General features: G+C 56.7%; 13 protein-coding genes. 11 read left to right on the top strand and 2 right to left on the bottom strand.

Going from position 1 to position 14,798, the window contains the following annotated elements:
- Positions 1-41: 41 nt before the first annotated feature.
- The 4 genes from DSD30_RS15850 to DSD30_RS15835 all read left to right on the top strand — a co-directional run bounded on the left by DSD30_RS15850 (position 42) and on the right by DSD30_RS15835 (position 5,393).
- Positions 42-1,883, top strand: coding sequence for a DUF294 nucleotidyltransferase-like domain-containing protein (locus DSD30_RS15850; RefSeq protein ID WP_114010690.1), 1,842 nt, complete (start codon positions 42-44; stop codon positions 1,881-1,883).
- A gap of 183 nt (positions 1,884-2,066) precedes the next feature.
- Complete coding sequence (locus DSD30_RS15845) at positions 2,067-2,588, top strand: hypothetical protein (protein WP_114010689.1); 522 nt, start codon at positions 2,067-2,069, stop codon at positions 2,586-2,588.
- A gap of 176 nt (positions 2,589-2,764) precedes the next feature.
- On the top strand, positions 2,765-3,169 hold the full coding sequence (locus DSD30_RS15840; RefSeq protein WP_198662986.1) for a response regulator transcription factor: 405 nt from the start codon (positions 2,765-2,767) through the stop codon (positions 3,167-3,169).
- Between the two features lie 76 nt (positions 3,170-3,245).
- Positions 3,246-5,393, top strand: a complete 2,148-nt coding sequence (locus DSD30_RS15835) for a 3'-5' exonuclease (RefSeq protein ID WP_157967736.1) — start codon at positions 3,246-3,248, stop codon at positions 5,391-5,393.
- Here DSD30_RS15835 and DSD30_RS15830 read toward each other — a convergent pair.
- Positions 5,387-6,337, bottom strand: coding sequence for a DMT family transporter (locus DSD30_RS15830; RefSeq protein ID WP_245418504.1), 951 nt, complete (start codon positions 6,335-6,337; stop codon positions 5,387-5,389). The two genes, DSD30_RS15835 and DSD30_RS15830, sit on opposite strands and share 7 nt — an antisense overlap.
- A gap of 136 nt (positions 6,338-6,473) precedes the next feature.
- Between DSD30_RS15830 and DSD30_RS15825 the strand changes: the two genes are divergently transcribed.
- Complete coding sequence (locus DSD30_RS15825) at positions 6,474-7,958, top strand: helicase HerA domain-containing protein (protein WP_114010686.1); 1,485 nt, start codon at positions 6,474-6,476, stop codon at positions 7,956-7,958.
- A 26-nt stretch (positions 7,959-7,984) separates the two neighbouring features.
- Here DSD30_RS15825 and DSD30_RS15820 read toward each other — a convergent pair whose 3' ends face one another.
- The gene (locus tag DSD30_RS15820) at positions 7,985-8,407 is read right to left on the bottom strand and encodes an Lrp/AsnC family transcriptional regulator (RefSeq protein ID WP_114010685.1); all 423 of its coding nucleotides are present in this window, start codon (positions 8,405-8,407) and stop codon (positions 7,985-7,987) included.
- Between the two features lie 112 nt (positions 8,408-8,519).
- Between DSD30_RS15820 and DSD30_RS15815 the strand changes: the two genes are divergently transcribed.
- The 6 genes from DSD30_RS15815 to DSD30_RS15790 all read left to right on the top strand — a co-directional run bounded on the left by DSD30_RS15815 (position 8,520) and on the right by DSD30_RS15790 (position 14,791).
- Complete coding sequence (locus tag DSD30_RS15815) at positions 8,520-8,831, top strand: cupin domain-containing protein (protein WP_114010684.1); 312 nt, start codon at positions 8,520-8,522, stop codon at positions 8,829-8,831.
- A 357-nt stretch (positions 8,832-9,188) separates the two neighbouring features.
- On the top strand, positions 9,189-10,208 hold the full coding sequence (locus tag DSD30_RS15810) for an ABC transporter substrate-binding protein (RefSeq protein WP_114010683.1): 1,020 nt from the start codon (positions 9,189-9,191) through the stop codon (positions 10,206-10,208).
- Positions 10,209-10,286: 78 nt separating this feature from the next.
- On the top strand, positions 10,287-11,798 hold the full coding sequence (locus DSD30_RS15805; protein ID WP_114010682.1) for a sugar ABC transporter ATP-binding protein: 1,512 nt from the start codon (positions 10,287-10,289) through the stop codon (positions 11,796-11,798).
- Positions 11,798-12,772: an ABC transporter permease gene (locus DSD30_RS15800; RefSeq protein ID WP_114010681.1), complete on the top strand. Its 975-nt coding sequence runs from the start codon at positions 11,798-11,800 to the stop codon at positions 12,770-12,772. Before DSD30_RS15805 ends, DSD30_RS15800 begins: the two co-directional genes overlap by 1 nt.
- A 38-nt stretch (positions 12,773-12,810) precedes the next feature.
- Positions 12,811-13,758, top strand: coding sequence for an ABC transporter permease (locus tag DSD30_RS15795; RefSeq protein ID WP_425359472.1), 948 nt, complete (start codon positions 12,811-12,813; stop codon positions 13,756-13,758).
- Between the two features lies 1 nt (position 13,759).
- Positions 13,760-14,791, top strand: coding sequence for a LacI family DNA-binding transcriptional regulator (locus DSD30_RS15790; protein ID WP_114010679.1), 1,032 nt, complete (start codon positions 13,760-13,762; stop codon positions 14,789-14,791).
- Positions 14,792-14,798 lie beyond the last annotated feature (7 nt).

Below are 14,798 nucleotides of genomic sequence, written 5' to 3'. Positions count from 1 at the left end.
GCAAAATTCGGTGATTCAACGCGTTCGTGGGGAGGCTTGTCATGGCCACGCGTGACTTTGCAGACTTTGCAGCACATCGACATCCATTCGACCTTCTGGAAATGAGCCGATTGGAAGAGATCGGGGCTATGACCTCGTTCATTGGCGTCAAGGCTGGCGAGACCATTGTCGATGTCGGCCAGCGCATGACCGGCCTTTATGTCATTCATTCCGGTGCGGTGGACCTGATCACCCCGGAAAACAATCTGCTGCTGCATCTCAATGTCGGCAATTGCTTTGGTGAACGGGCGCTCCTGTCCAACGGAGAGGCCCCCAACAAGGCGGTCGCATCCGAAGACACCACCCTGTTCGTCATTCCCAAGGCCGAATTCAATCGGCTGGTGCAAGGCAACAAAGCCTTTCACGGCTTTTTCGACAGCTCGATCATCAAACGGCAGGCGAAGCCGCAAGGGATGGATCAGACCACCAACCTGATCTCCATCACCGTTGGGGAACTGATGACCCCGGACCCAATCACCATCACGCCAGAGGCCACAGTCACCCAAGCGGCGAAAGCCATGGCGGAACGCCGGATTTCTTGCATATTGGTCACCGAAGAGGACAGATTGATCGGCATTCTCACCTCGGGCGACCTCACCGACCGGGTGGTGGCTGCGGGCAGGCCGCTCGACACACCGGTTCGCGCCGTGATGACCCCGGATCCCTTCACCCTTGGCCCTGACGCGCTCGGTTTTGATGCCATGACCTCGATGATGGAGCGTTCCCACACCCATTTGCCGATTGTCTCGGGCGGCACTTTGGTGGGCATCCTGACCAACACCAATCTGGTGCGCCAGCAGGCGGTCTCCGCCCCCTATCTGATCCGCGACATCCAGCATCAGGACGACTTTGAAGGCCTCAATTCCATTGTCGTCAAAGTGCCGCAAATGCTGGCTCAGTTGGTCGGCAGCGGCGTGGATGCCCACCATATCGGTCGCATCGTCACCAATGTCACCGACACGCTAACCCGCCGCCTCATTCAGATGGCCGAAGGCACATTCGGCCCCGCCCCCATCCCCTATCTCTGGCTGGCCTGCGGTTCGCAAGGGCGACAGGAACAAACCGGCATATCCGATCAGGACAATTGCCTGATGCTCGACGACAGCTATGACGCGACCGAGCACGGACCCTATTTCAAGCACCTCGCCCAATATGTCTCGGACGGCCTTGATGCCTGTGGCTTTTACTATTGCCCCGGTGACATGATGGCCACCAACCCGCGCTGGTGCCAGCCAAGCTCGGTCTGGCGCCGTTACTTTGATCAATGGATCGACAAGCCCGACCCAACGGCCCAGATGCTGGCCAGCGTTATGTTCGATTTGCGCCCGATTGTTGGCCAAGAGGATCTGTTTGCCGGCATGTTCCAGGAGACAATGGAAAAAGCCAAGAAGAACAGCATCTTTCGTGCACACATGATCTCCAACTCCCTGTCCCACACCCCGCCGCTCAGCTTTTTCCGTGGCTTTGCGCTGATCAAGAAGGGCGAGCATAAGGATACGGTCGACCTCAAACACAATGGCGTCGTGCCGATTGTCGATCTTGCCCGTGCCTACGCCATTCAGGGTGCCATCACCGCCGCCAACACCCGCGAGCGGCTGATCATTGGCCGCGATCAGGGCACCATCAACAAGACCAGTGCGCAAGACCTGATCGACGCCTATGACCTGATCGCCGACATGCGCCTTGAGCATCAGGCCCGGCAAATCCGCGAGGGCCGCGCCCCGGACAATTATCTGGCCCCGGCCAGCCTATCCGATCTGGAACGCAACCATCTCAAGGATGCCTTCCTGATCATCAAGACCCTGCAATCGGCCCTTGGCCAAAGCCAGAGCGCCTTTTCCTGATCCATATCGGGGTCGGACCTTGCCAAACAAGCAGCCCGCCCCCGACGAAATGCGGTCTTACCAAGGCCCGCCAACCATTGTATCTGTCGATCAAAGTAGTTTCAGGATCTTAGCGCCTGAAAGAGCAGTCAAATTCGAGTATATCGCACCCTTGTGTCGGGTTGCGCGGGAGAGAGTGAAGCCATGTTGTTCATCTTGCTTGGAACCTTTGTTGCCGGGGTCGGCGCGGCGGGCTTCATCATCCTGTTCTACAAGATCATCCTCAAGCGCCCGCGCCCGAAGGCAGCCGTGCCATTGGCCGCAGGCTCCGCAATGATCCTGCTGCAAATTGTCCTTGATTATGGCTGGTATGCCCGCGCCACCGCCGACTTTGATGACAATGTCGTCATCCTGCGCACCGCCGAGGGCACCAGCATGCTCCAGCCCCTGTCCTTCATCGTGCCCCGCACCGACCGCTTCCTTGCCATCGACAAGGCAACCATCAAGAAAAATGACGACTATCCCGGCATTCGGCTTGCCACTTTGTTTCAGGCAGAGAAAGACGGCCCGACCACGACCATTCTGCAAATGATCGATTGCATTGGCGGCAAACGCGCCGACTGGTCCGCCAACGAACCCTTGACAGAGGATGCCATTGGCAAGGCCAACTGGTTCGACATTGACGGCACCGATCCGCTTTTTGACGCGGTCTGCAACCAGCCCTGACAAAGGTTCTCTCGCCCGATGGCACCACCTTGCTGAGCAGAAAGGCCAATAGCACGAAAAGGCAAAAACAGACATACTTTCAATGAAAAAGAGAAAGCGGTCAGTCGTCAGTCTTCATACACGATAGCCCCGCTCTAAACTTCATGTCATCTTCGGTCTCTGGGAGGAATACCATTTTGGCTCATTCAGTTTTGGTTGTCGATGATGAACCATCTATGTCCTTCGTGCTTGAACATTTGATGAAAGCGCAAGGCTATCATGTCATGACCGCCCCCGACGGCAGCAGCGCCCTCAGCTCCACGCAAGAACATCATCCAGATCTGGTGTTGCTCGATCTTTCTCAGGATGATCGCAGTGCCTATGAGACCTGCCAGACAATCCGGGCCACGGCTCAGACGAGCGACACCAAGATCATCATGATCAGCGCCCGCAGCCGTGAAATCGAAATCGAAAAAGGTCTCGCGCTTGGAGCCGACACCTATCTCACCAAGCCTTTCGCACTTGAGGCTGTCGTCAAGGCGGTTGATGCCTTGCTGACCGAACCCGGCTCGAAAAATACGCATGACATGGCCTTCGGCTAAGTCAACCGACCCGCAAGCCCGACCGATCAACCTGAATTCAGCTCAAAGACCATTTTGTCAGATCCATAGTGTTTCCATGCCTTTACTCCAGCGGCTCAGCCTGCGCCTACGCATCTTTCTGTTCTTTGCGCTGATCGCCCTTGGCTCCAGCGCGCTGGTCATCATCGATCTTTATCTTGCTCTCCAGCGCATTGGATTTGACGCCCTGCCACATTTGGTTCTGTTCGGCGGACTTACCTGCTTTGGCATTCTGTTCCTCACTGGTTGGGTCTGGCAGAAATTCGATGTGAATGTTGCCAACCCGATTGAGATGATTGTCAAGGATGTCCGATCCCTCGTCCATGCTGGCGCAGGCCAGGGGCTTGATCAGGAAACCGGCAAATATCTCGGCTTTCTCAATCCGGCCATCCGGGAAATATCCGAAGCGCTGGTCGAGGCGCGCAACGAGACCGACCGCCAGATTGCCGTGGCAGTCAACAATGCCAACAAACAGAAACGCCGCCTTGAAAGCGTTCTGAAGGATCTCAGTCAGGGGGTACTGATCTGCAATCTTGACCACAAGATCCTGCTCTATAACCACCGGGCGCTGGAAATTCTCCACGTATCCGGCGATCTCGGCCTTGGTCGCTCACTCTTCAGCGTGGTCTCCGCCGCCCCGTTCCATCATGCCCTCGAGCGCCTCACCCGCCGTTTTTCTGAAGGCCGTCACAAACGCCACAAGGAAGGCCTTGGACAACTGGTCATCTGCGCCACGGCTGATGGACGCCACACCTTGCAAGGGCGCATGTCGCTGCTGCTCAACGAACAGGAAACCAGCGCCACCGGCTTCATGATTACCTTCGACAATGTCACCCGTCAGTTGGCCGAAAATGTCGAGCGCGACCGCCTCTTGCACAATGCGCTGGTGAATTTGCGTGACCCGGCAGCCAATCTGCAAGCCACAGCGGAAATGCTGACTGGCGACTTTCATCTCGACAGCCAAACCCGCCATGCGCTTGAACAGATGATCGCCCGCGAAGCCGCAGCTTTGGCCAAACGCATCACCGCCCTTGACGACACCGCCCACGCCATGCTCGCCAATGCATGGCCGATGAGTGATGTCTATTCCTCCTCCCTGTTCAACTCGGTCCTGCGCCGCAACAGTGCCGAAAGCCTCAAGATCACCTGCGAGTTCATCGGAGAGCCAATCTGGCTCCACTGTGATTCTGTGACCATCGTTGAACTGGTGGAATTTGTCCTGCGCAAGGTGGCAGAGACCACCGGGCTCAAGGCCTTCCAGCTTCAGGCCACCGAGACCGGACGCAAGGTCTATATCGATCTCCACTGGCATGGAGACGAGGTTCCAAGCGTTGCCCAGATCAATTCCTGGCTCGATGAACCACTGGATCGCGATCTGGGTGAGATAACCGGCCGTGATGTGCTCGACCGCCACAAAACCGACTTCTGGTGCACCCGCGTGCCACAAGGCACCATCCATCTGCGTCTGCCTCTGGCTCCCGCCCGCGATCACCACACCGATGAGGCACGCGAGGAAACGCAAATCCTGCCAGAGCGGCTGGAATTCTATGATTTCGATCTGATGGAGCGCACCAACCTTGGCTCACTCGAGGATACGCCCTTGCGTGAGCTGGACTTTGTCGTCTTTGACACCGAAACGACGGGCCTTGATCCATCCGGTGGCGACGAGATCATCTCGATTGCCGGGGTGCGTATCGTCAATGGTCGCATTCTTTCGGGCGAGTTTTTCGACCAGTATGTCTATCCGGGTCGGACCATTCCACCCGCCACCACCAAGATCCACCACATCACCGACGCCATGGTCGCCAACGCCCCGCGCATTGACGCGGTCTTGCCGAAATTCCAGTCTTTTGTCTCTGATGCCGTTCTGGTGGCCCACAATGCAGCCTTCGACATGAAATTCCTCAGTCTCAAGGAGGAAAGCACGGGAATCAAATTCACCAATCCTGTGCTCGATACGGTGCTGCTCGCCGCCCATCTACAGGGACAAAATGCCAGCCTTACCCTTGATGCTCTGGCAGAACAGTTCGGCATTGAAATCCTGCCCGACATGCGCCACACCGCTTTGGGCGACACCATGGCCACGGCGGAAGTCTTTCTGCGTCTCGTCGATCTGTTGGAAGCCTCCGGCATCACCACCTTGCGACAAGCGGTCGAGGCAGAAAACAAGATCGCCGCAATCCGCCGCCAGCAGGCGCGTTACTGAGCCCGCCGGACAAGGGCCAGCAACCGCCCGTCAATCGCGGCCAGCCCGCAACCGATCAAACCCATCCCGACAAAATGCAGCAGCTCCAGCCGTTCACCAAGCACCACAGCGCCCAGCAGAATGGCAGAGACCGGAATGAGGAAGGTAACCAGCAACAAATTGGTTGCCCCCGCCCGTTCCAATATTCCAAAATAGAGAATATAGGCAAAGGCGGTCGACACCAGTGCCAGTGCCACCAGAGCCCCAATCACCCCCATGGAGGGCACCGACAGGCTTTGCGGTGTATCGAACAACCACACCATTGGCAGCAAGATCACACTTGAGGCACTCACCTGCCCCGCAGCGGTCATCACCGGCTCAACACCCAGTGCCTTAAAGCGCCGCCCGAAAACCCCGGCAAAAGCATAGGACAAGGCCGCCCCCAAAACGGCCAGTTGCGCCCAGACTCCTTGACCGATGCCTGACAGGGCATCGCCGCCAATCATGATCACCACCCCGACAAAGCCAATCACCACACCAAACCCTTTGCGCAAGGTCATCCGTTCATCGGTGAGCAACAGCCCCGCGACCAGAATGGTAAAAAGGGGTGTTGAGGCATTCAGGATCGACGCCAATCCCGACGCGATGGTCTTCTGTCCCCAGACAATCAGCGCGAAGGGGATGACATTGTTGAGCAGGCCCATCATCAAAAATGCGCGCCAGACGGCAAAGCTGCGCGGCACCGCTCGCCCGGTCAGCAGGATCACACCCCACAGGGCGATTGCGGCCAATAGAACCCTTGTGAAAACGATAGTCAGTGTCGGCAACTGGGTAACCGCAACCTCGACAAAAAAGAAAGATCCACCCCAGACCAGGGACAACATCAGCAACATGGCCCATTCCCTCGGCCCCATCGACTGTTGAATGTCGCTCGAAGCGCCCATTGTTTGCTTTTTGATGGCCATTATATATCCCCGTTCCTCACAAGAGACCTCTGAATATCAACCAGATCCTCTTTGCAGCCACCCATTTCTTGCGCAAGACACACGAATCGGCGACTTTCCCCGCCCGACCCCTCCTTATCATCAGAGCAGAAACCGTATGACCGTCAGCATTGATCTCGGAACCATGAAACTGGGCCAGCCTGCCCTTATGGATCTGGAAGAGTTGCTGGCAACCCGTCTGCTGGTTCAGGGCAATTCCGGTTCGGGCAAATCCCACTTGTTGCGCCGCATTCTCGAACAAAGCGCCCCGTGGGTTCAGCAGGTCGTCATCGATCCGGAAGGGGACTTTGTCACCCTGGCCGAAAAATATGGCCATGCGGTTGTCGATGCCATCGGCACCGAGGATGACTTGTCAATGATCGCCGCCCGCGTGCGCCAGCACCGGATATCGGCGGTTTTGAACCTTGAGGGACTGGATGCCGACCGCCAGATGCGGGCCGCAGCCGCGTTCCTGAATGGCCTGTTCGATATCGAACGTGACTTCTGGTATCCGGTCGTCGTGGTGGTCGATGAGGCCCAGCTCTTTGCTCCCGCCGCTGGTGGTGAGGTGAGCGAAGAGGCCCGCCGCACCTCCCTGTCGGCCATGACCAACCTGATGTGCCGCGGCCGAAAACGCGGTCTTGCGGGGATCATCGCCACCCAGCGTCTGGCCAAGCTGGCCAAAAACGTTGCCGCCGAAGCCTCGAACTTCCTGATGGGCCGCACCTTTCTCGATATCGACATGGCCCGTGCTGCCGACCTACTCGGCCTTGAGCGCCGTCAGGCCGAAACCTTCCGCAATCTTGATCGCGGCCAGTTTGTTGCCCTCGGCCCGGCCCTCTATCGCCGCTCGGAAACGGTCAAGATCGGCGCGGTCGAAACCTCGGCCCGTTCCACCAGCCCCAAATTGATGCCGTTGCCTGAAGTGAATCGGGAGGCCATGGACGACCTATTGTTCAAGCCAAGCGGCGAGGATGAGCCGCGCCGCGCGATCGCCCCTCCAACCCAAACCACCGCGCAAGTGCTCCAGCAGTTGGCCCATATGCGCCTTGATCAGCAATTTGAAGGGGAAACCGAACCGCAGCTCGACCTCGACCCCGGCCTCAGCGCCGAGGAGCGCGAGGAGATCCTGCACCAGATCCTGACCGATCTGCTGGAAGATCCGGACGCCGCCTATCAGCCGGTCTCGGTGCTCTATCAGGATTTTCAGGTCCGCTGTCGTATCGAAAAGCGTCTCAAGCGCACCCCTGAATTGCAGGAATTCCGACAGCTTCTGGCCGTTGCTCGGGCAGGCGTCGATGACAAGGAAGACACCCTGGATGAGGACCAGTGGAAACAGGCGAGCCTGATCGCAGACCAATTGCCCGAAGACATGCGCGGCGTCTATTTGCTGCTGGCCAAGGCAGCCTTGGGCAAGAAGCCCTGCCCGACCAATCTGGAGCTTGCCACCGCCTACGGCACCCGGTCGCCGTCCCGTGCCCGCTTCCTGCTTACCTACATGGAAGAACGCGACTATCTGGTCTGCGCCAACGACCTGCGCGGCAACCGCATTGTCACCCTCAAGGATCTGGGCGTACAGACCGAGCCGGGCAATCCGGACTAAAGGGCGCGACCTGTGCATCAGCTTTGTTATGGGATGACGCGCAGGATAACACTCGAGTTTGCACTGGTGATCAGCTCACTTTGACCGATCTTGTCATTGAGTGCCGTCAAGGCTGCCACGTCAGGAACTGCGCATCTGACCAGAGCGTCGATGTCACCTGACAAGGACACCACCTCCTGCACCCCATTCAGAGACGCAATCCAGTTCAGAGCCGGCTCACATGGGCGAACCGCAATTTTGACAAACAAGGCGGCACGGATCAGATCCCCTTCAGCATCGGAAATCACAACGCGGTAGCCACCGATGATACCGGAGGTTTCGAGCTTTGACAGGCGATCCTGCACCGCTGTTCGGGACAACCCGATCCGACGTCCGATTTCAGCGGCACTTGTCCGTGCGTTGCCTTCCAGAACCGCCAGTATCCGTTTATCCATCTGATCCAACGTCATTTCCCTCCAATAGCAGGCCAATTACGTCGCAACGCAAGTGTCCGTTCGCCCATGTCGGCGGTAATATCCCACCAGTCACGACTTAGATCAACGGCCAGAGCGAGGAGAACCTATGCAGAAAATCACGGCGAATGAATTCACCGGTCAGAAGGCTTGGGAGGCGCTGGATATCGAGCGCATTGAAGACGCCACAATACGGCTTCATTGGACCGACTCCCCCTACAAATGGCACGTGAATGACGGCCCTGAAGTGTTTGTTGTTCTGGATGGAGAGGTCGACATGCATGTACGCGAGAAGGGGATGGAATCCGTTTTGCGCTTGAAGCCCGGAGATATCTTTCATGCCCAGGATGGCGATGAACATGTGGCGCATCCGGACGGGCCTGTTCGGGTGCTGGTGATTGAAAAAGCTGGCAGTGTCTGAAAATCTCCACCGTCAGGGAAGGTACAAAGGGATCCCAGATAAGGATTATCCTGCCATCTCGTCAGCCCTGAAATTGACCTGCCTGTGACAGAGAGAGCTTCCATTTTGGGCAATGTCATCTCGCAGATTTGTACCTATCCATGAACAAAGTTATCCAGATGCACAATGTGCGCATTGTCAATCATGAGGCTTAGAAAGAGAACAGTAATTTCAGGGATTTAATCACCAAAACTTGACTCCGTTCCATCTTGTAAAAATCGGCTGAAAACGGCCAATGAAATCGAATTCATTATTCTATTGAAATCGATTTCATCTGTGTCATTCTAATAACAGCAAAGATGCATAGGGAGAAAGCTGATGAAGTTGAAAAATGCACTTTTGGCCGTTGCTGCGATGGTCGTGACCATTCCGGCGGCCAGCGCGGAGGAATTTGTGATTGGCCTGTCCAATGGATGGGTAGGGTCTGAATGGCGCACTCAAATGATTGAGGAAGCTCAGGCCGCAGCAGAAAAATGGAAAGAACGTGGCGTTGACGTCAAGGTTGTCGTCCAGAGCGCCAATGTGGATGTGCCTGGTCAGATTGCCCATGTGCGCAATTTCATCAATCAGGGCGTCGATGCCATCATCATCAACCCCAACAGCCCAACAGCCTTTGATCCGGTATTCAGCCAGGCCAAGGAAGAAGGCATTTTGGTGATCTCGACAGACGCCGAAGTCTCCTCTCAGGATGCGATCTATGTGGGGATCGACCAGACCAACTGGGCAGCAATCAGCGCCAAATGGCTGGCTGAAAGCCTCGGTGGCAAAGGTCAGGTTGTGGCCATCAATGGCTTTGCGGGCCATCCGGCCAATGAAATGCGGATTGCTGGCTATCGCAGCGTGTTCGAACAATATCCGGACATCAAGATCGTCAACGAGGTCAATGCCAACTGGGACCAGGCGCAAGGCCAACAGGCCATGCAGAACCTGCTGGCAACCTATCCCGACATTGACGGCGTATGGGTACAGGACGGCATGGCGGCTGGCGCCTGGCGGTCACTGATGGATGCCAAGAAAGCTGGCGAAATCTCGGCAACCGGCGAAATCCGCAAGGACTTCATCGACTTGTGGGTTGGCAACAACTTCAAGTCTGGCGCCTCTGTGAACCCTCCAGGCGTGATGGCCAGTGCGTTGAACGTGTCCGTCTTCATGTTGCAGGGACGTGAACTCAAAGAGCCAGCCACCGCTGGCCAGTATAAGAATGCAATGTATCTGCCTATCCCGTTCATTGGCAGCGACAATGTCGGCGAGATCGCCAAGGAACTGGCTGACAAGCCGGGCTTCTATTCCTATACCAGCTCCCTCACGATCGAGGAAGCAGAGGCTTACTTCAAGTAAAAAGTGAGCCGTTGGCGCCGCAGGTCAGGGGACGGCTTGCGGTGCCGATCTTAGGTATGGAAAGAGGGACACCAAAGCATGTGTCGATTGAAACTCCAGCAGATCGTCAAGCGATATGGAGCCACGACAGCGTTGGCCTGCGGCGATCTTTTGCTGGAACGCGGTGAAATTCACGTCTTGATCGGAGCCAATGGCTCGGGCAAATCCACGCTCTGCAAGGTGATTGCAGGCAGTGTCAAGCCGGACGGCGGCCTGTTCGAGTTGGATGGTCATCCCGTTTCGCTGAACAGCCCACAGGATGCGCGCGCTGCAGGTGTCTGCCTGTTCTATCAGGAGCTGAGCCTGTCCGGCCATCTCTCGGTGGCCGAGAATATTTGCCTTTATGCCCTGCCCAGCAAAGCTGGCATTTTGGTCGATAGCGCCCAGCTGACGCAGAAAGCCTCGCGTTATGTCGAGAAGTTTGCAACGGTTGCAGGGGACGATTTCTCTGTTGATGTACCGCTTGCCAAGCTGCGCCCGGATCAGAAGCAGCTGGTCGAGATCATGAAAACGCTGGCGAGTGAAGCCGAGATTCTGATTTTCGATGAGCCGACCTCAGCCTTGGACAGAGCACAGGTCGAGTGCTTCTTCTCCATATTGAGGGATTTGCGTGCTGAAGGACGCTCGATCATTTTCATTTCCCACCGCATGGATGAGATTTTCGAGATTGGCGACCGCATCTCCGTCATCCGAGATGGGACAACGATCTCGTCCCACAAGGTCGATGAGACAGATCAGGCTGCGGTTATCAGGGACATGATTGGTGAGCAGGCGACCCAACCCGCCTCGGCGGCGGTGCCTGCAACAGCCGTGACAAACAAGGACAAACACGTTCGTCTTTCCGCCAGCGACGTGACGGGCGGCCGTCTCAAGGGCATTTCCTTTGATCTGGCCGAAGGGGAAATTCTCGGCCTTGGGGGATTGCATGGCCAAGGGCAATCACAATTGCTGCGCACGATATTCGGCGCTGAAAAAATGATGTCCGGTCAATTAATGTCTGGAGATACGATCTACAAAAACACCACCCCCCGATCTGCCATTCGCAATGGCTTTGCTTATGTGTCAGGCGACAGGGTGCGCGATGGTGTGATCACCGGGCGTTCGATCCGGGAAAATGTCGCGCCGATCCATTTCCTCAAAAGCCGCAAACTGCTGGCCATGCCCTCCTCGCTTGGAGAGGTGGTCGAACCGGCCTTGGCTGCACTGAGCACCAAATATGCCAGCTTGTCCCATTCCATCGGGTCCTTGTCGGGCGGCAATCAGCAAAAGGCAGTGATTGCGCGCTGGCTAACCAATCCCCCGGACATCCTGTTGCTCGATGATCCAACCAAAGGCATCGACCTTGGAGCCAAGAACGAGCTTTTCGCTCTTGTGCGCAGGTTGGCGGATGAGGGTATGGCGATCATTCTCTATTCATCTGAAGATGCAGAGCTCCTCACCCACTCAGACCGCATTCTGGTCTTTAACAATGGTTCTGTGACAAGAGAATTGACCGGGGAAGACCGAACCCGCTTCAATCTCTATCAGGCAGCCTATGCAGGAGCGGAGTGATGCAGACCCAATCCAGTAAGTTTGATGCAGCAGCCATGCTGCGCCGTTTCCCTTTTCTGCCCGCACTGGGCATCCTGCTGCTGTTGATCGTGCTCAATGGCATTGCCGAGCCGAACAGCCTGACAATCCGCGCCATGAAAGGGGTGGTCAGCACCTATCTGGCTCTGGTTTTCCTCTCAGTTGCCCAGACATTCGTGGTCTATGGCTCCGATATCGATCTCTCGGTCGGGGCAATCCTGTCGCTGGTCAATGTCAGCATGATTGTCATCATGAACCAGCTAGGCGGCGGGCCTTTCGCTGTGCTGCTTGCCTGCTTCCTCGGTATCTTCATCGGGGCCCTGTGCGGCCTGTTCAACGGCCTGATGGTGGCCGGGCTGCGCCTTCAGCCCATCGTGGCGACCTTTGCGACATCGATCCTGATTTCCGGCATCGCCCTTTGGGTTTTGCCAGTGGCCGGACTGCCCGCACCATCTGCCTTCTGGAAAATCTACGGCGGCCGCAGCTTTGGTATTCCAAATGTCTTTTTCTTTCTGACACTGCTTGTTGGTCTGCTGGTGGTGATTGCCAAAACAAAGCTTGTCACCAAGCTGCTGGCCGTTGGAAATGGTCAATTGTCGGCCTATCAGTCCGGTCTGCCAGTTACCAGAATCCGCATCTCCGGCTATGTGATCTGCGGAATTTTCTCCGCCTTCGCCGCAATGTGCATCACGGGCGATACTGCGAGCGGGGATCCATTGGTCGGCGGCGCCATGACCCTTTCAAGTGTGGCTGCCGTTGTTCTTGGTGGCACAGCCCTGTCCGGCGGGGCAGGCTCGGCGTTCGGCTCGGCCATCGGTGCCCTGATCATTGGCCTGATCAGTTCTCTGGTCTTTTATGCAGGCACCCCGTCCGAATGGCAAAATCTGGTACAAGGGGCCACCATTCTGGCCGTTCTCATGTTGGGTGTTCTGGCCTCAAGGAGGATAAACAAATGAGCATCCTTCAAACCAGCACCTCAAATACGAGCAACAGCATGATCACATTCGTCAAAAACCCGCTGATCGTCGCTTTGATCCTGATCGGCCTATTGCTTGCCATCGGTGAAACCCTGTCGCCCGGATTTGCCTCACCGGAACAGATCCTGCGCCTGTCAATTGTTGCAGCCCTTCTGGGCATCGTTGCAGCAGGCCAGAATCTGGTTATTCTGGGAGGCCGCGAAGGCATCGATCTGTCGGTCGGCGGCGTTGTGTCTCTGGCTGCGGTTCTGGCCGGCAATGTGATGGATGGCAGCAATGCCAACATTGTGGCCTCGATTCTGGTCTGTCTTGCCGCCGGCGGCTTCATCGGATTGCTCAACGGCGTCGGCGTCACCATTTTCGGCATTCCACCGCTGGTCATGACCCTTGGCATGCTTGGCGTCTTGCAGGGACTGTTGGTCGTGATCCGCAATGGCATCCCCTCCGGCCTTGCCGCTCCTGCTTTGGCCAATTTTGTCTCGCAGCCCTTCCTTCTTGGCTTACCGGGACTGATCTGGCTTTGGATTGCGGTCGGGATCCTGATGGCCTTCATGCTGATGCGCACAGCCTTTGGCTATCGCATCTATGCCATTGGCTCCAATGAGAATGCGGCCTTTATGGCGGGTGTTCCAGTCAAGGCGATCCGCATCACACTGTTTGTCCTGTCTGGCATGTTCGCAGCCGTGGCCGGGATTTGCATTCTGGGCTATTCGGGTTCTTCCTTTGCCAATGTCGGGGATCGTTATATGCTCTCTTCCATCATTGCTGTCGTATTGGGCGGCACGGCCCTTGCCGGGGGGACGGGTGCCTATACAGGGACCATGGCCGGGGCGTTTCTTCTGGTCTTGATGCAGTCCATTCTCACCACATTGAATATGGGAGAAGCGGGGCGTCAGATCATCTTCGGTGCAACCTTGCTGATCCTGCTTCTATTCTATGGCCGCAGCAAAGCATTGAGAGGGTGACGTGAGTTCGAAAACAAGGATCAAGGATATCGCGACCGAGGCTGGTGTGTCTCCTGCAACGGTATCCCGCGCCCTCACCGGCTCGGGACTGGTGGCAGAGCCAACCCTGTCTCACATCAAGGCCGTCGCGAATGCCTTGGGATATCGCCCCAATATCAGTGCGCGCAATCTGCGCACACAAAAGACCATGTCGATCCTTGTGGTGGTTCGTGATATCGGCAATCCTTTCTATCTGAATGTTTTCAAGGGTGCAGAGAGCGTTGCCCGTGCAGCCGGTTACTCGTTGCTGATGGGCAATACCGAGAATGATCTCAAGCGGGAGGAAGACTATTTCCAGATGCTGGCAGATGGCCATGCCGACGGCATGATCCTGATGACCGGCAAAATGCCGCAAAATGGCGATCTCTCCGAGGACATCTCGCAAAAAGTCGTGATTGCGTTGGAAATGATCGATGATACCAACCTGTCCCATGTAGTCATCGACAATGAAAAGGCCTCGATGGACGCGGTTGATCATCTCGTCGCACTTGGACATCGGAGAATTGCCCATATCACCGGGCCGATCCCCGCCGAAGGCATGAGCGTGCGCCGCTTGTCTGGCTTCAAGAAGGCCGTGGCGCATCATCAACTGCCCGTCCCCGATGACTATATTCAACGTGGCACCTTCTCCTATCTGAGTGGAGAAGAAGCTGCATACCGATTGCTGGACCTGCCGGTCCCTCCCACAGCGATCTATGCCGCCAACGACGAGATGGCTTTCGGGGTGATCCGCGCGGCAAACAGCCGTGGCCTGACGGTTCCTCAGGACCTGTCCGTCTTTGGCTTTGACGACATTTATCTGGCTGAAGCTTTCGTCCCGGCCCTCACCACCATCAACCAGCCCTGCCTGGAGGTCGGGCGTGCTGCAATGACCCGGCTTCTTGATCATTTGTCCGGGCAATGCAAGGCAATCGATCCGATTGTCGTGCCGACCAGATTGGTCGTGCGGGAATCCACAGCGCCGCCAAAGGACAGCGCCATGACGGCCAGCTAGATCAACC

This window comes from Cohaesibacter intestini (assembly GCF_003324485.1).
GTDB lineage: Bacteria > Pseudomonadota > Alphaproteobacteria > Rhizobiales > Cohaesibacteraceae > Cohaesibacter > Cohaesibacter intestini.
This window is presented reverse-complemented; position numbering and strand designations above follow the sequence as displayed.